The sequence below is a fragment of the Candidatus Paceibacterota bacterium genome, assembly GCA_028711505.1.
GTDB lineage: Bacteria > Patescibacteriota > Minisyncoccia > JAHISW01 > Tagabacteraceae > JAQTSC01.
The window spans coordinates 1-16,993 of record JAQTSC010000001.1 but is presented as its reverse complement, the minus strand read 5'-3'; the positions used below and the strand labels follow the sequence as shown (position 1 = coordinate 16,993).

Below are 16,993 nucleotides of genomic sequence, written 5' to 3'. Positions count from 1 at the left end.
AGTTTATCCCCGCAAGCCGTAAAAAGCAAAACCCCCCGTTCCGCTTTAGCGGAATGGGGGGGGTTATTTTTTTAATATTCTTCTTCTCTTGATTCTGCCGGCGGCATATTGTTAAAACGTTCCAAACATTTTAAATCTTTTCTGATACCGGTTCCGGCAGGAATAAGATGGCCTATGATGACGTTCTCCTTCAAACCGCGCAATTTATCGCGGCCTCCTTCGGTTGATGTTTTTATGAGCACACGAGCGGTGTCTTGGAAAGACGCGGCTGACAGAAAACTTGAAGTGGAAAGCGAAACTTTGCTAACGCCCATAAGTGTTATTGAAGCGCCCGCTTCTTCCCCTCCTTTTTCTCTCGCTTTTTTATTTTCCTCGAGGAGTATGGTTCTTTCGACAAGCTGTCCTTTGTTAAGGGGCGTGTCTCCCGAACTTTTTACTTTATATCTTGAAAACATCTGTCTTACGATAATTTCCAAATGCTTATCGTGTATGGAAACTCCCTGAATATCATAAACTTTGCCGACTTGCTTCAAAATATAATTTTCAGCGGCTTCCTTGCCCGCGATTTTGAAAAGGACCTTGATATCGATAGGACCGTCGGTAAGAGGGTCCCCGGCTTTAACCTTGGCTCCTTTCTTCACTATGATTCTTTTTCCAAAAGGAATAACATATTCTTCAACTTCGGTTTTTTCCGGCTTTTCTGATTTTGCCTTTTTCGCTTTTATCTCGGAAGCTTCCGGTAAAACAACGACAGTTTTTTCTCCGGAAGAGCTGTCCGCTTCTTTGATTTCCAAAACATCTCCGCTGTATTCGGTGATAACCGCAGGATTAGACGGAGTTCTGGCTTCAAAAAGTTCTTCAACACGGGGAAGACCCAAAGTGATATCTCCGCCTTTTTTGGCTACGCCTCCCTCATGGAAGGTCCTCATTGTAAGCTGGGTTCCAGGTTCGCCAACCGCCTGCGCCGCGATGATTCCGGCAGCTTCGCCGATTTTTATAAGTTCGTTTCTTCCAAGATCAAGCCCATAACATTTTCTGCAAATGCCCCATTGCGTTTCGCAAGAAAGAGGCGACCTCACGCGCACTTCGCTAACTCCGGCTTTATCAATCTGTTCGGCGTCTCTTGAAGAAAGCATGTCGCCGGCTTTAAAAATTTTCTTTCCTTTTCCTTCTTTATCTTCAATAGAAATATCTTTCAATAAAATTCTGCCTTTTATTCTTGACGCGATTTCTTCCTCAAAAGAACCGTCAGTGGCGATATCGCGTTTTATGGTCAATCCTTTTTTATCGCCGCAATCCTCTTCGGTGATAATAACGTCCTGCGCCACATCAACAAGACGGCGGGTAAGATAGCCTGCTTTCGCGGTTTTCAAAGCCGTGTCAGCGGTTCCTTTTCTCGCGCCGTGCGTTGAAATAAAATATTCCAAAACATTCAACCCCTTCTTGTAAGAAGAAATTATCGGAAAATCTATAATTTTTCCTGACGGGTTCGCTACAAGACCTTTCATTCCCGCCATCTGGTTTATCTGCCCCCAAGAACCTCTGGCGGCCGAAGAAACCATGCTATAGACAGGACCGAACTGGTCAAGGCCGGAAGGAACCAAATCGTCAACTTTATTTTTCGCCTCCTGCCAAATGCCGATAGATTTAATGTATCTCTCGTCTTCCGTCAAAAGCCCGTTATTGAAATGTTCATAAATTTCCTGGTGTTTGATTTCGGCTTCTTCTATAATTTCGTGTTTTTTCTCCGGCTCTTTCACATCATCCATGCCCCATGAAATTCCGGACTTGGTAGAATATGTATAGCCGAATTCTTTTATCTTGTCCAAAATAGGAGGCGTAGCGTCCACTCCGTAAAACCTGATAATTTCATCAACAATTTTAGCTAGGCGTTTTTTACCGAATTCATCATTTATAAAAGAAAGTTCACTCGGCAAAAAGCTGTTAAAAAGCAGCCTGCCTACCGTAGTGTCTATCATTTCTCCTTTGAAAATTTCGTATTTTTTTGTGGAGGTAGGCAAAACTTTTACAAGCGCCTGAAGCTCCACTTCTCCGAAATCGTAAGCCAAAATAGCCTCGTTCGGGCTTGAAAAATATTTTCCTTCACCCTTGGCGCCTTTTCTTATTCTTGTCATAAAAAAGCAGCCGAGCACTATGTCCTGGGAAGGATTAACGACAGGATCTCCCGTTCTCGGGATTAAAAGATTTTTTGTGGAAGCCATTATTTCCCTCGCTTCTTCCTGCGCTTCTTCGCTTAAAGGAACATGAACCGCCATCTGGTCGCCGTCGAAGTCCGCGTTAAAAGCCGAACATACCAGCGGATGTATTTGTATAGCTTCTCCATCTATCAGAATAGGTTTGAAAGCCTGGATTCCAAGACGATGCAAAGTCGGAGCGCGGTTAAGCAAGACATATTTGTCTTTAATCACATTTTCCAAAATCTCCCACACTTCATCGGTTTTTTCGTCTATGAGCCTGTTCGCGCCACGAATATTGTAGGCAAGCTCTCGTTTTATAAGCTGAGAAATGACGAAGGGTCTGAAAAGTTCAAGCGCCATCTGCTTCGGCATTCCGCACTGGTCCATCTTAAGATTAGGACCGACAACAATAACCGAGCGTCCCGAATAATCAACGCGCTTACCCAAAAGATTTTGTCTGAACCTGCCCTGCTTCCCGCGGAGCATGTCCGAAAGAGACCTAAGGGGCCTTTTTTGCGCCTGGCTCAAAGCGGCTGTTTGTTGACCTCTTCTTATGGAATTATCTATAAGAGAATCCACCGCTTCCTGCAGCATTCTTTTTTCGTTTTTTACGATAACGTCCGGAGCGTTTATTTCCAAAAGCCGTTTTAGACGATTGTTCCTGTTTAACACCCTTCTGTATAAATCATTTACATCGGAGGTCGCGTGTCTTCCTCCGTCGAGCTGGACCATCGGCCTTAAAGCCGGAGGTATCACCGGAAGAACAGTCATAAACATCCACTCGGGTCTTATCTTGGATGCTATCATTGAATTTATGAAACCGACTTGCCTTGCTACTTTTTTCTTGTTTTGAGGAGTGGCATTTTCATACGCGAGTTCGTATTTTTTCGCCAAATCTTCAAGATTCAAATTTTTGCAGACGGAATAAAAAGTTTCAGCACCCGAACCTGCTTCAAAAAGTTCTCCATATTTCAAGCTCAAGCGTCTGTAATCCAATTCGTCAATTACGCGAAGAGGAGCAATGCTTTCTATTTCTTTTTTCGCGGCCGAAAGGGCGTCTTTCAATTTTTTCTTTTCTTCGGGGGTCGCGATTTTTTTACTTTTTATCTTAAATTCTTTTTCTATCGCTTCAAAAACTTCTTTCTTTGCTTCTTCATTTACCTTAGTTATTATGTATCCGGCAAAATAAATGACTTTTTCAAGTTCGGAAACCGAAATATCCAGCATAAGGCCTATTCTTGAAGGGATTCCTCTTAAAAACCAAATGTGCGCGACAGGAGCGGCAAGCGCAATATGCCCCATTCTTTCCCTTCTCACTATAGAACGTGTCACTTCAACTCCGCATTTTTCACAAATAACTCCTTTGTATCTGACTCTCCTGTATTTTCCGCAATAACATTCATAATCTTTTTCCGGACCGAAAATGCGTTCGTCAAAAAGACCGTCGCGTTCCGGACGCTGGGTGCGATAATTTATAGTTTCTCCTTTCGTCACTTCGCCGAAAGACCATGACAAAATGTCCTCGGGAGAAGCGAGTTTCAAAAAGATGGATTTAAAATCGGTGGTTTTGGTATTCATATGTTTACTTTTATTCCACTCCGTCGTTCTTTTCCAGAATCACGTTAAGCCCCAGACCTTTAAGTTCGTTTACCAAAACGTGGAAAGAAGCCGGAATATTCGGATGCCTGAAACTCTCTCCTCTCACTATGGCGTCAAAAACTCCGGTGCGGCCAAGCACATCGTCGGATTTTATGGTTATCATTTCCTGCAAAGTATAAGCCGCCCCGTATCCTTCAAGGGCCCATACTTCCATTTCGCCAAACCTCTGGCCTCCTCCTTGCGCTTTGCCTCCAAGCGGCTGCTGAGTGATAAGAGAGTACGGTCCGACGGATCTCATGTGCATTTTATCTTCAACCATGTGGCTCAGCTTAAGCATGTATATCATCCCCACAGTGACTTTCTGTTCGAATGTTTCTCCCGTTCTTCCGTCAAAAAGCTCAACTTTGCCGTTTTCCGGAAGTCCGGCGGCTTTAAGTTCGGCTTTTATTTCTTCTTCGGTAACCCCGGCAAAAGGAGGGGTTATTGCCTGATAGCCAAGTTTTTCGGCAGCCCAGCCAAGATGAGTTTCCAAAATCTGTCCGATGTTCATACGAGAAGCAACACCGAGCGGATTTAATATAATATCAACCGGAGTTCCGTCTTCAAGATACGGCATGTCTTCAACGGGAAGAACTTTGGAAATGACTCCTTTGTTCCCGTGTCTGCCTGCCAGCTTATCACCAACAGATACTTTTCTAAGCTGCGCCACCTCAACTCTCACTTCTTTTATAACTCCTGTTTCCAATTTATCGCCTTTGTCGCGCGAGAAAACTTTTACGCCGATAATTCTGCCGCGTTTCCCGTGTTCAAGACGCAAAGAAGTATCTTTGACTTCCCTTGCTTTCTCTCCGAAAATCGCCCTCAAAAGCCGTTCTTCCGGAGTAAGTTCAACTTCGCCTTTTGGAGAAATTTTACCGACAAGTATGTCTCCGGCTCTCACTTCCGCTCCTATACGCACGATTCCTTCTTCGTCCAAATCTTTTAGCTTATCTTCACCAACGTTCGGAATATCGTAAGTGGTTATTTCCGGGCCAAGCTTGGTGTCGCGGACTTTTACGGAAAATTCTTCTATATGTATGGAAGAGAAAATATCTTCCATAACGAGTTTTTCGGAGATGATGATAGCATCTTCAAAGTTCGCTCCGCCCCATGAGAGAAAAGCGACCAAAAGATTTTTACCCAACGCCAGCTGTCCGTTTTGGGTTGAGCTCGTGTCAGCAAGAACCTGCCCTGCCTTAACCTCCTGCCCCACATCAACAATCGGCCTCTGGTCTATCGCCGTGAAATCGTTTGAACGCAAAAAATTTACCATCTTGTAAGTTTTTTCTCCTCCTGCTTTTTCTTTTATTACTATTTTTTCAGCGTCAACATTTTTAACGGTACCGGCTGAAGACGCGAAAATAAGCCGTCCGCTGTCATGCGCCGCGGTTTCCTCCCAACCTGTTCCAACAAGCGGAGCTTCGGGATTTATGCAAGGAACTCCCTGTCTTTGCATGTTCGAACCCATAAGCGCGCGGTTTGCATCGTCATGTTCAAGAAAAGGAATGAGCGAAGTCGCAACGCTAAAACCCTGCTGATGGGAAACGTCTATAAAATGTATATCCTCGCTCGGCACAAGCCCAGGCTCAAGCTTCGCTCTCGCTTCAACTTGTTTATCGGTAAGCCGTCCGTTTTCGTCATAAGAAACTCCGGCATGCGCTATGTTGTATTTGCTTTCTTCAAAGGCGTCCAGATAAACTATTTCTTCCGTTATCTTTCCGTTCTTTACGCGGCGGTAAGGAGATTCCAAAATTCCGTATTCATTTAAACGCGCGTAAGAAGCAAGATGAACGACAAGACCGATGTTCGGACCTTCGGGAGTTTCTATCGGGCAAATTTTTCCATAATGGGAAGCATGCACGTCGCGGACTTCAAAGCCGGCGCGTTCGCGAGTAAGACCGCCGGGGCCCAAAGCCGAAAGCCGGCGCAAATGTTCAAGTTCATCCAAAACATTTTTCTGACCCATGAACTGCGAAAGCTGGTTTGTGGCAAAAAATTCTTTTACAACGGCGGAAAAAGGCCTCGCGTTTACAATTTGAACAGGAGTAACGGTTTCCGCTTCGACTGTAGACATTCTATCCTGAATAGCTTTTTTCATTCTGGTCATTCCGACTCTTAATCTTTCAAGAAGCATTTCACCGACAGTTCTTATCCGCCTGTTACCTAAATGGTCAATATCGTCCGGTTCTGCCGAAGGATCTTCGTTCATTCTTATTATTTCGGTAATAATTCTTACCAAATCTTCTTTGGTTAAAACTTTTTTCTCGTTTTTGACGTTATCTAAAGGAAGACCGAGACGCTGGTTTAATTTAAACCGGCCCACAATGGAAAGGTCGTATCTGGCTTCGTTAAACATGGAATCTATAAGGTCTTTGGCATTTGAAGCGGTAGCCAATTCGCCGGGCCTGATACGTTTAAAAAGTTCCACATATGCTTCATCGGCGCTATGGGATTCGTCTTTTTCCAAAGTTGATTTTATATAATCAATCTCGGACGGCTTTATATGTTTAAAAGCATTTTTTATGTCCTGGTCCGTTTCAATGCCAAAGGCCCTTAAAAGCGCAGTGGCGGCAATTTTTCTTTTTCTGTCAATTCTGGCGTAAATGGCATTATCGGATTCGGTCTCCATTTCAATCCATCCGCCTCTGTTCGGGATAACCTTGGCGCCGAAAAGTTTTCTTCCGCGAAAAACATTCATAGTGAAATAAGCGCCGAAAGAACGCGCAAGCTGAGAGACTATAACGCGTTCCACCCCATTGATTACGAAAGTGCCGTGCCCGGTCATAATCGGCAAATCGGCGAGAAAAATTTCCTGTTCTTTCGTTTCTTTTATAACTTTATTCTTCAGGCGGAGTTGTACCTTAAGAGGAGCCTCGTAAGACATGTTATTCGCCTTGGCGTAATATTCATCGTAAACAGGTTCGCCGATTGAAAAATCGACAAACTCCAAATCAAATTCTTTTTCGGTATAATCTTTTATCGGAGAAAATTCTTTGAATAAATGTTTAAGCCCTTCTTTTACAAAAAGGTCGAAAGAATTCATCTGGAGCTCGGTGAGGTGCGGCGGTTCTGCAAATGGTTTCTTGTATTTAGAAAAATATTTTTTAGGTAAAGTTCTCTGCATACACAAATAAAAACGGCAACAAAAAACGCCCCTCGCGTCAATTCGTTTAAAGGGTTATTGTTTTTTGTGTTGCTTTGTTATGAAATCGGGTGCGAAAACACCTTAAGTCTTATTTTATATTTATTAAGGCATGCCTCGCAAGAACACAATCTGTGGATATCCCGAGGTCTGGATATTAATTACGATTAAATCAACTTAGCACGAAGAGCTTGCACGCGTCAAGGATAATGCCGAAATGAAAAAGCCGCGAAATTTGTCTTACAAATTCGCGGCTTTTCAAAAAGATCTGTTTTTAAAAATGCCCCTGAATCGGTAGCGGTCGGAATTTTTCCACCAATCGTTAAAATCTTTCCAGTTTCCGACAGAAGACGCTCCAAATTCTCTTATGAAATCGGCCGTGAAATCACGGAGAGAAAAATTGAAACCGGCGTCCACGAGTTTTTGTGGAAAAACTGAAAGCGTGCCCTGCGCTCCCGTATTGTCAACATCCAGTCCCAAGCCGATATTTTTTCCGCTTCTAACCAGTTCTTCAATAATAAACCTGTTATCAACTCCTATAACGGCAACAGTGCTTTCAATCCCCATTTCAATAAGAGTAAGAGCGCAAATAACCGCTTCAACCGCGACAACTTCTTTAAACCCGCTATTCAAAACCTGACTGTTGAACATTCCGTGAAAGACGGAACACCCGTTGACGCGCACCGACAATTTTCTGTGAGCGAAACTTTTGGAACCGTTTAATTCCGTGTTTCTGCCGTAAAAATTGTTGATTATGCCCGAAGCTGTCTTTAAAGGAAAAGTTAAATACCCTTTCATTGACAAGTAAGGACGCAGAATTCCCGTTTGACCTTTGCCGGCATCAAAACTTTGGAGTATTCTGTCGTTGCTCATACCCCTCTTTGCCAACAGATCAAAAAGATCGTTTCTTTTGTTTAATCTTATGGACTGACCGATAAATCCGGCATCCACAAGTTCCCGAAATGAGTAGCCCGAATCAAGAAGGCCTGTTATGACTTTTTCAGTACAAAAACCCGCTCCGCGAGAAAACGCCAAATCAGGATTAATATGCCGCTCTTTCCAGATGTACTTCTCTCCAAGACTCCCCCAGAAATCTTCCTGAAAAATTTCTTGGGCAAGATTCATCATTCTGCGTAATCCTTCAGGAATCTCCATTTTTGTGGTCGCCTTAAACTGATTTCTGAAAGCGCCCCAGGATTGGCTGTCGCCTTTAATGTAAGAAAGAGGCTCGGGAAGATTAGAAAAATCCAAAATTCCCCCTTTTTTACAACCAAAACAATAAAATCCTGATTTTCTGCCCGAACCAGGCAAAGCCACGTGCAAAGAAGGCTCATTCTCTTCATGTAGAACGCAGCAAATAGCTCCGCCACGAAACCAATTAAAGCTCTTCCCTGCCGCCACCGCGCCATTTTCAATCAACTCAAAAAGCGAACGCACACTCAGCGAAAGAAGCGGGCTGCCGTCTTTTCTTTTTTTCCCGGTATCGGCAATCAAGCCGAATCTGTCAACGACCATTCGTTTTTGAATAAACGGCAAAAATTGCTCCGCAACATCTTTCACCGTGGAGACTTTTTTCGGTCTCATTTGAAATTGTTTTCTTCCCTTTTTGGCGCCTAAAAAAAGACCATTGTCATTTCCGGAATTTTGGACTGCTGTTTTTATCCCCTGAACCAAGTGTTTGGCAAAGAAACGCTCCCGAGCGGAATTTTCCGCTTCATTCCAAGCGGCCGCTACTTTTTCCTTAAATATTTCTTCCTGCTTTTTCAAAGAAACAGAAATATTATAAACAACAGGAAAAACATTCGGAAAAAAATAAACAAGAACGCCCTTTCTCACACCCAGCCCGTTTCTCCAAACTTCGGAAATTTTTTTGCGGGAACCGCCAAAATTCATTGAACAAAGATGCCAATCAAGGGTTGCCATGGTGATATAAAATTCAACCTGTTCCCTGTGTTTCGACAAAGGCAGAGAATCCCGGTAATCTAAAACCGGAGACATCGGGTCAACACCGTCTCCAACCGCGAATTTGAAATCTTTAATAATGAATCTTTTGCAGGCATCCGAGCCATACACTCTTGAAAGCGCAAAAAGCAGCTTGCCGACGGAAACAGAGCCATTTTTTCTTTTTCTTTGAAAAAACTTCACAATTTCCGAAAACGCCGACGAACTAAAAACGCAACGCCCTTCACTGTCCAGAAAAGGTGAAAATTCCAAAGCGTCAATTCTTTGACGTAAAAATTTGTGCTCCGAATTAATGACTGGAATTTCCGAGAAAAACGGATTAAACGAATTGCCCTTGGATACATAGACTAAAACAGAAGCCCATGTCATAAGGGTTAGAATCGAGAAATAAAAAGAATACGCGCTGGAACGGTCAATAACGCCAAGAGTTTCTTTTCCAAAAAAAGGATAAAGAAACTCCGTCATTTTTTCGGCGTAAGGAAACAGCGCGATATACTGTTTAAGCCAAGACCCGTCGTAAAAATTGAAAATCACAACCATCTCTTCCCAAAGTTTTTCAACATCAGAAACAGACGGGTTTCGCCCTGTTTTTCGCGTTTTAAAAATTTCCAACTGGGAATGGCCGTTAAAAAGCGATAATTGTTTTCTCTTCCCGTTTGAAGCGAAACAAATTTCCGGCCAGAATTCTTCTCCCTTTAAAAAAGGAGGGATAATTCTATGCCCTATTGTTCCGAACTTCGCAAAGGAAATAGATCCCGGTTTCCACTCTTTTTTATCCGCTACCGTTTCAAAACCCAAAACTTCCGTAAGTGTCTTCTCTTTTGCCCTGCCGTTTTTGAAATCATCGGCATTCAAATCAACCGATTCTTTACGAAAATCTTCAAACATTTCCACAATGGCTTTAACGGCGCTTTCCGAATCAGAAGCAAGACCATGAGCCATGAACCAGGAAAGAACCCGCGGTAATTCGCCGCTATCGATTTTAGAGAAAATCCAATCCTTCGCAAAAGCAGAAATCTGCGCCCCCAAAAGCAGCTTTTTAAGCTTGGTGTTATCACCCGAGGGAAACAAAAACATGATCCTCACCTCCTTTCATTTAGGTGTTATTCTGATTTCAAAGAATAAATAGCTTTTTTAAAGATATACCGACGCGATATAAACGTCAAAACACCGGAATAAACCGATGGAAAAATGTCAAACGCGAAGTAAATTTTTATTCAAGAAGAGCTTTTCGGAAACATTCCGGAGTTCTAAAGAAAAAATCGGGTTTTGTTTCTTCTTTTTCAAAATCGCTTTCTTTGCCAAGCCCCCATTCCCAGACAACAGCCGCGGTTTTTATTCCAGCCGCTTTACCGGCCAAAATATCCGCGGGAGTATCACCGATTAAAAGCACCTGAGATTTTTCGGTTTGCTTTATCTTCAACTTTTCCAAAGCAAGATCAACCGCTTCAGGGTTCGGTTTAAGATTTTTAATATCTTCCGATCCTATCACTACGGAAAACAGAGAAAATATATCACCCAGCAAGTCGGGAAGTATTTGCCGCTGTCCGTTTGTAACGATTCCCAGTAAATATCTTTCGCGCGCAATTGATAAAAAATCATCAACCCACTGAAGTTTGTTTGCAGAGGGCCTGTAAATTTCATAAGATATTTTCCACGCACTTTTCATGTCCTTTAAACCCAGCCGCACTCTGTTTTTTTCTATATCAGAACTCCACCATATTTTAAATTCTTCGACATCTTTAAACAAATCTTCCCACTTCAAAGTCGTACATTCTCTTACTATGGCTTTATAAACATTGAAAAGCGCCTTCCACTCGGCGCTTACCAAAACCCCATCACAGTCAAAAAGGATGCATTTAAACATATCCTAAGAAAAATTTTATCAAAAAATATCGGAAATAAAAGGATTATTCTTTTTTTCTTCTCCGATAGTACTTTCCAGGCCGTGTCCCGGATAAATTTTAAAATCATCGGGGTATTCCGTAAGCCGTAAAAGCGATTTTTTCATTTCGTCAAAATTTCCTCCCTTAAAATCGGTACGGCCGATACTTCCGTTAAAAAGGGTGTCCCCCGTAACTATGAATCTGTCGCCGACAAAACAGACGCTGTCCGGAGTATGCCCCGGCGTCTCAATAACTTCAATTTCTTCATTTCCTATTTTAACTTTATCTCCCTCTTTCAAATCCAAAGCGCCGATTTTATACTTCTTTTTTGTTTCCTCAAGCGCGCCAATATGGTCGATATGACGATGCGTTAAAATTATCGCCTTTGGAATTAACGAATTTTTTTCAATAAAATCAAAAATCTTTTCGGCCTCGTCTCCCGGGTCAATGATAATTGTTTCATTCGTTTTTTCAGCCGTAAGAAAATAACAATTGGTTCCATACGAACTTACTATGATTTTTTTTATAAACATAAAAAACAAACAAAACCGCCGGCGTGCGGCGCGGCGGCTTTTTTATAAACTTCTATTTTTTGGGTCCGGCGGTTTTCGAAGACTAGCAATTATCTCCTCTCTCTCTTTTTCTTTCTTAGAAAGAAGGCTTTCCCATTCTTCTCTCTCTGACGGAATTTCCTTTATATTCTTCTTCATCCTTTCGATTGCCGAATCAATTGCGCTTAATTTTTGATGCAAGGATACCTTTTCTTGATTTTCCTTTCCAATAACACGCTGAGTTACAGAATCAAAAACTTTTTTTCCTCCTTTTTCTTCCCATTCGCTTGTTCTCTTCCCTCTAAGCAGGTCTTCTTTATTTTTTTGAACCTGCGCTGACTCAATGATTTGTTCAATCATTTTTTTATTTCCTCCCTCTTTAGAAATAGGCATCTTCTCGATGTTAGACATCAAAATAATATTAGCATTTGCGCAAAAAAACAAAAAGAACTTTTTATCTGCCTTTCTTCCGGCTAAGGCTGAAATTATGCCAGCTTACCAAGATAGGACTTGCCACAAAAATGGACGAATAGGCGCCGAAAAACATACCCATTATAAGGGTAAGAGCGAAATATTTTGTCGAATCGGCTCCGAATACAAAAAGAGAAAGAACTACCAAAAAAATCGCGAGAGAAGTCTTAAGAGAACGCACAACTACCTGCCTCAAGCTCAGTTCAGCCGTTTCTTCAAAAGAAGAACCCACGCCTTTTTTAAGATTTTCTCTTATTCTGTCAAAAACAACGATGGTATCATGGACGGAAAAACCGAGAATTGTAAGAAGCGCGGTGACAAAAAGTATGTCTATTTCAATTCCATAAAAATGTCCGAGGTAAGAAAAAACTCCCACCGGAATTATCACGTCATGAGCCAATGCGATTATTGCCGCAACTCCATATTTCCAAGAAGCCACGGGCCTGGAAACTTTTCTGAAAGACCAGGCGATGAAAATAACTATCATCAAAAGGACCAGTATTATTGAAGTTATGGCTTTTTCCGTAAGCTCTTTTCCTATGACAGGACCGATAGAATCAAATCTTTTTTGCTCGGCCCCGCTTAAATTAACCGCTTCAAGAATCGCCTGATGTTCGTTTTCGTTTAGGTCTTTTGTCCTTAGAATAACTCCCCTGTCTCCCGTCGGCTGGACGGAAACATTGTTAAAACCGAAATTATCAAGCGCTTGTTTTATTTCTAAAACTTCGGGTCTTGCGTCTTTGTACTCTATCTCAAGAATAGAGCCGCCGGTAAAATCAATCGCCGGCTTTAATCCCCAAATAAAAAATGAAGTTAAACTTAAGACAACAAGCGTTATTGAAATCGAAAACCAAATTTTTCTGCGTTTTATCATAAAAATATTTATCTTTATTTCCCCGCGCTCGGAATTCCCAAAAAGATTTTTGCCAGTTTGTTTTCTCCCCTAAAATTAATCGCCGACAAAAAGATTCTCACGACCGTAAAAGACGTAAACAAACCTGAGAACACTCCAATTCCCAATGTTAAGGCAAAACCTTTTACAACGCTCGTTCCGAACCAGAAAAGTATTATCGCGGTGATAAGAGTGGAAGTATTTGAATCCCGTATGGAAGTCCACGCGAATTTGAATCCTTCGGGAACAGCCGAGGAAAAATTTTTTCCCTTCTTTAGCTCTTCCCTTATTCTTTCAAAAATCAAAATGTTTCCGTCAACGGCCATGCCTATAGAAAGGATAAAACCGGCAATGCCCGCCGCTGTCATGGTAACCGGAAAAAGTTTGTATATGCTCAAAACAACCGCGATATAAATTCCCAAAGCGAAAACCGCGGCAAAACCCAAAAATCGATAAGATAAAAGCAAAAGCAAAGCCACAGCCAAAACGCCGACAAGACCGGCAATAACACTGTCTTTAAGAACTTCTCCTCCCAGCGTCGCTCCTACCTGTTGCTGAGAAATAAGCTTTATGGCGACAGGCAAAGCTCCGGAATTAAGCCTTCTTACCAAAGTTTTTGCCTCGTCTGAAGTAAATTGTCCCGTTATCTGCGCCTTACCCCCTGTAATTTCTTCGTTTACGTTCGGAATACTTATGGCGGCGCCGTCAAGATAAATAGCAAGAGGCTTGCCGACATTTTCTCTCGTTATCTGAGCGAAAAGATCAGCTCCTTCCGGAGTAAACTCAAGCGAAACTTGAGGCTCGTAAGTTGTCTGGTTAAAATCCAAATTGGCTCTTTTCAAAAATCTGCCGTTCAGTTCGGTAGGAATAAAATACGGGTCTTCGGTCAATTGCTGCCCGTTTTTTTGCGTTTCCAAAATCGCGTCGGTTTCCGCCTGCGGACGCTGAGTTTTAAATTCAAGAAAAGGAGTTTCGCCGATAAGCGCTATAGCATCGTTAATATTCGTAATTCCGGGAAGTTCCACTATAAGCCTGCTGCCCGCCTGGGACTGTTCAACCTGGACAATCGGTTCCGCCACTCCGAAAAAATTCACGCGCCGCTCAATGACGTCGCGAAGACCGGACATGGCCTCGGACACTTCGCCGCCCGCGAGAGAAGAAGTATCGGCTTGATAAACGAGATGCACTCCGCCCTGTAAATCAAGCCCCAAACGGAAAGGAACCTCGGGAATATATCCCTTGTATTTCTCGGGCAAAAAAGTAGCGGACGCGAAATACGCCGCAACAATCCCGAAAAGCAATATAAAAATGGCGATTAATCTCGTTTTTGCCATTGATTATAGTTTAATCAAAAAAAACAGAATGTCCATATTAATAAAAAAGGACGCCGTTTCAAGGGCGCCCCGGCTTTTTTTATTAAATTTTCTCAAGTTGTTTCTTCCGGCTGGAAGACGCAAGATAATGCACGCGCCAAAAAATAAAAACAACGACAACGCCATTAAGCACGGCAACCAGCAAGAAAGTCAGCCAAAAAATAATGCCGCTTTCGGATTTAATCAAAGCAAAAACAGCGGCTATCCAAGTTCCAAATTGAAAAGAAATCAAATTTGCTATTATTTCATCTTTTGGCAAAATCTTTCCCTCCTTTCCCTGAAATCTGATACTCAAAAAACAATATCACAAAAAGGCGAAAAAAACAAGCCCTATTTAATCTATCCCAAAAACTCCACGCCAGCGTCTTCCTGAGGAAGACGCTGGGAGTATTTCCGCATTCCCATCAAAATTCCAAGTCCGGCAAAAACGGTTACCATTTGAGACCCTCCATAGCTTATAAACGGCATGCCAAGACCGGTTATGGGCAAGACGCCTATGTTCATCCCCACGTGAAAAACAAAATGAATAAACAGAAAAATTGAAAGTCCCGCGCCAAAGAGACGTTCAAAATTTGTCGGGCCAAAAGAAGCATTTCTCAAAATTCTCCATATCAAAATCCCAAAACACAAAAAAATTATAAACACGCCGACAAAACCCCATTCCTCGGAAAAAGCCGCGAAAATAAAGTCAGTGCGATATTCCGGCAAAAATTCCAAACGGCTCTGAGTGCCGAATCCAAGCCCCTTGCCCAAAATCTGTCCCGAACCAACCGCTATCATAGATTGCAACGCGTTATATCCCGAGCCTTGCGGGTCGCGCAAAGGGTCTAAAAAAGTAGATATTCTTTCTTTTTGATACGGTTTCAGTACAAAAATCCAGCTCACAAGAAAAACCAAGACGACCGCCGAAAAAACCAGAAGAAGGTGTTTCTTGCTTAAGCCCGAAACAACGGACATGCCGAACCAGATGAAAAAAAATACGGCGGCGGAACCGAAATCAGGCTGGAGAAAAACCAAAAACGCCAAAATTCCGGCATACAAACCGGATACGGCGATATGTTTGAAATTGGCTATTTCAATATGCCGCCGGCTGAAATATTTTGCGAGAAGAAGAATTAAAAATAATTTTATTGGCTCTGCCGGCTCAACGGAGAAAAAAAACAAATCAAACCAGCTTGAAGCGCCTCTTACCAGCTTGCCAACGGCAAGCAAAAACAGAAGCACGGCGGCGGAAATTCCGAAAAGCAAAAGCAGGACTCCGCTTGTTTTCAAAAATCTCCAATCGACACGGCTGAACGCGAAAAATAAAACAACGCCTATAAAAATCCAGATGACTTGCCTCGTAAAAAAATAAGAACCTTCGCCTCCGGTAAAAGGCCTCATAGTAACAAGCCCCGCCAGAAGGAGCGGGACTATCGCCGAAAAAAGAATCCAATCCACATTAAATTTAATCAGCCGTCCCGGCATGGCAGTCGCTTATTTTTATTTTTTAGAAAAATTAACGCGCGTAAATATTTCGCTGGAAGAAGGGTCTTTGGCAAAAAGAGCGGGCCATGTAAAAACCGCATTGCGATATTCTTCTCCCGGGATAGAATCAACTTTCGTGTAGCTTACGGCCATTACATTTCCTCTTTCATCATAAAGAACGGCGGCCGCATCCACGTCTTTTACGGAAAAAACCGATTCATTGAAAAGTTTTACGGAAAGCGAAGGAAAAGGAATTCCAGAAAAATTTTTTGAAGAAACAACAAGGGAATTTTTTTCCGCGCCGGCATATTTCCATTCCGAAATATACTCAGTTTCCATAAAAGCCCGAACGGGTTTCCTGTTGCCTACTTCTATATCGGCGGAAAATATAACGAATTTTTCTCCCGGATTGACGTAAGTTTCGCCTTCTTTCACCGCCACCAGAATATTATTGTCATCATACAGTCTAAAAGCGTATTTCAGGCGGTAAAGACCGTAAAATAAATTCGTATTTTCAACAAGCGACGCGGCCTCGTAAATTCCCGGCTGGCCCGTCTCCAAAGCGCGAGTCCATAAGATGGTCAGGTCTTTGGGATTCTCAACACACGGATTACAACCGCCGCCGCAATCAATTTTTTCCTCGTCCTGATTTTGTCTTCCGTCAGAGCAAGTAGGTTCGTTTTTTATAAAATAAAAAATCAGAAAACCGAAAACGGCGATCACCGCGCTGGCTATCAAAAAAAGTGTTATTTTTTTACGGGTGCGCCATTCAAAAATAGCCATATAACATTAATCATAATATGTTTATCGGCATAAAAAAAGAGCCGCAATTTTGCGGTTCTTTTTTTATCAATCGAAAGCATTATCCTGGCGACTAGCTACTCTCCCCTTGCGAGTACCATCGCCCCTAGAGAGCTTAACTTCTGTGTTCGAAATGGGAACAGGTGTTGCCTCTCCGGCAAATCACCAGGATAATGCTTTCGATTTTTTCTCCGGTATTTCAACCAAAGAATTGCGCATAAGTGAGAGGATAACGTGGGTCTATTAGTATTCCTCGGCTAAACACATTGCTGTGCTTACACCTAGAACCTATCAACGTGGTAATCTTCCACGGACCCATGATTCCTAATCTCGAAGCGGGCTTCCCGCTTAGATGCTTTCAGCGGTTATCCTTACCCGACATAGCTACCCAACGATGCTCCTGGCGGAACAGCTGGTACACCAGAGGTCGAGTCTTTCCGGTCCTCTCGTACTAGGAAAGAATCTTCTCAAGAATCAACGCCTGTAGTAGATAGGAGACCAACCTGTCTCACGACGGTTTGAACCCAGCTCGCGTGCCCTTTTAATTGGCGAACAGCCAAACCCTTGGGACCTTCTTCAGCCCCAGGATAGGACGAGCCGACATCGAGGTGC

The 16,993-nt window shown here is 42.7% G+C and carries 11 protein-coding genes and 2 rRNA genes; all 13 read right to left on the bottom strand.

Annotated elements, in window-relative coordinates; translation table 11 throughout:
* Window positions 1-71: 71 nt before the first annotated feature.
* Window positions 72-3,776 (bottom strand): DNA-directed RNA polymerase subunit beta', encoded by a 3,705-nt coding sequence (gene rpoC / locus PHC85_00065; protein MDD5032507.1) that lies wholly within the window; start codon window positions 3,774-3,776, stop codon window positions 72-74.
* Window positions 3,777-3,786: 10 nt separating this feature from the next.
* Window positions 3,787-6,960 (bottom strand): DNA-directed RNA polymerase subunit beta, encoded by a 3,174-nt coding sequence (locus PHC85_00060; protein ID MDD5032506.1) that lies wholly within the window; start codon window positions 6,958-6,960, stop codon window positions 3,787-3,789.
* Window positions 6,961-7,236: 276 nt separating this feature from the next.
* Window positions 7,237-10,017 (bottom strand): hypothetical protein, encoded by a 2,781-nt coding sequence (locus tag PHC85_00055; GenBank protein ID MDD5032505.1) that lies wholly within the window; start codon window positions 10,015-10,017, stop codon window positions 7,237-7,239.
* Window positions 10,018-10,153: 136 nt separating this feature from the next.
* On the bottom strand, window positions 10,154-10,807 hold the full coding sequence (locus PHC85_00050) for an HAD family hydrolase (protein ID MDD5032504.1): 654 nt from the start codon (window positions 10,805-10,807) through the stop codon (window positions 10,154-10,156).
* A gap of 18 nt (window positions 10,808-10,825) precedes the next feature.
* Window positions 10,826-11,359: an MBL fold metallo-hydrolase gene (locus PHC85_00045; GenBank protein ID MDD5032503.1), complete on the bottom strand. Its 534-nt coding sequence runs from the start codon at window positions 11,357-11,359 to the stop codon at window positions 10,826-10,828.
* Between the two features lie 42 nt (window positions 11,360-11,401).
* Window positions 11,402-11,788 (bottom strand): hypothetical protein, encoded by a 387-nt coding sequence (locus tag PHC85_00040; protein ID MDD5032502.1) that lies wholly within the window; start codon window positions 11,786-11,788, stop codon window positions 11,402-11,404.
* Window positions 11,789-11,831: 43 nt separating this feature from the next.
* On the bottom strand, window positions 11,832-12,722 hold the full coding sequence (gene secF / locus PHC85_00035) for a protein translocase subunit SecF (protein ID MDD5032501.1): 891 nt from the start codon (window positions 12,720-12,722) through the stop codon (window positions 11,832-11,834).
* Window positions 12,723-12,736: 14 nt separating this feature from the next.
* On the bottom strand, window positions 12,737-14,074 hold the full coding sequence (gene secD / locus PHC85_00030; GenBank protein ID MDD5032500.1) for a protein translocase subunit SecD: 1,338 nt from the start codon (window positions 14,072-14,074) through the stop codon (window positions 12,737-12,739).
* Window positions 14,075-14,156: 82 nt separating this feature from the next.
* On the bottom strand, window positions 14,157-14,408 hold the full coding sequence (locus PHC85_00025) for a hypothetical protein (protein MDD5032499.1): 252 nt from the start codon (window positions 14,406-14,408) through the stop codon (window positions 14,157-14,159).
* A gap of 44 nt (window positions 14,409-14,452) precedes the next feature.
* On the bottom strand, window positions 14,453-15,580 hold the full coding sequence (locus tag PHC85_00020) for an FtsW/RodA/SpoVE family cell cycle protein (GenBank protein ID MDD5032498.1): 1,128 nt from the start codon (window positions 15,578-15,580) through the stop codon (window positions 14,453-14,455).
* A 15-nt stretch (window positions 15,581-15,595) separates the two neighbouring features.
* The gene (locus PHC85_00015) at window positions 15,596-16,363 is read right to left on the bottom strand and encodes a hypothetical protein (protein MDD5032497.1); all 768 of its coding nucleotides are present in this window, start codon (window positions 16,361-16,363) and stop codon (window positions 15,596-15,598) included.
* An 82-nt stretch (window positions 16,364-16,445) separates the two neighbouring features.
* Window positions 16,446-16,551: ribosomal RNA gene (rrf, locus tag PHC85_00010) — 5S ribosomal RNA — on the bottom strand.
* Window positions 16,552-16,604: 53 nt separating this feature from the next.
* Window positions 16,605-16,993: ribosomal RNA gene (locus PHC85_00005) — 23S ribosomal RNA — on the bottom strand; the annotation flags it as partial.

Excerpts from the sequence above, each read along its gene's own strand:
- rpoC (MDD5032507.1), bottom strand. The coding sequence starts at position 3,776 with ATGAATACCAAAACCACCGATTTTAAATCCATCTTTTTGAAACTCGCT.
- PHC85_00060 (MDD5032506.1), bottom strand. The coding sequence starts at position 6,960 with ATGCAGAGAACTTTACCTAAAAAATATTTTTCTAAATACAAGAAACCA.
- PHC85_00055 (MDD5032505.1), bottom strand. The coding sequence starts at position 10,017 with ATGTTTTTGTTTCCCTCGGGTGATAACACCAAGCTTAAAAAGCTGCTT.
- PHC85_00050 (MDD5032504.1), bottom strand. The coding sequence starts at position 10,807 with ATGTTTAAATGCATCCTTTTTGACTGTGATGGGGTTTTGGTAAGCGCC.
- PHC85_00045 (MDD5032503.1), bottom strand. The coding sequence starts at position 11,359 with ATGTTTATAAAAAAAATCATAGTAAGTTCGTATGGAACCAATTGTTAT.
- PHC85_00040 (MDD5032502.1), bottom strand. The coding sequence starts at position 11,788 with ATGTCTAACATCGAGAAGATGCCTATTTCTAAAGAGGGAGGAAATAAA.
- secF (MDD5032501.1), bottom strand. The coding sequence starts at position 12,722 with ATGATAAAACGCAGAAAAATTTGGTTTTCGATTTCAATAACGCTTGTT.
- secD (MDD5032500.1), bottom strand. The coding sequence starts at position 14,074 with ATGGCAAAAACGAGATTAATCGCCATTTTTATATTGCTTTTCGGGATT.
- PHC85_00020 (MDD5032498.1), bottom strand. The coding sequence starts at position 15,580 with ATGCCGGGACGGCTGATTAAATTTAATGTGGATTGGATTCTTTTTTCG.
- PHC85_00015 (MDD5032497.1), bottom strand. The coding sequence starts at position 16,363 with ATGGCTATTTTTGAATGGCGCACCCGTAAAAAAATAACACTTTTTTTG.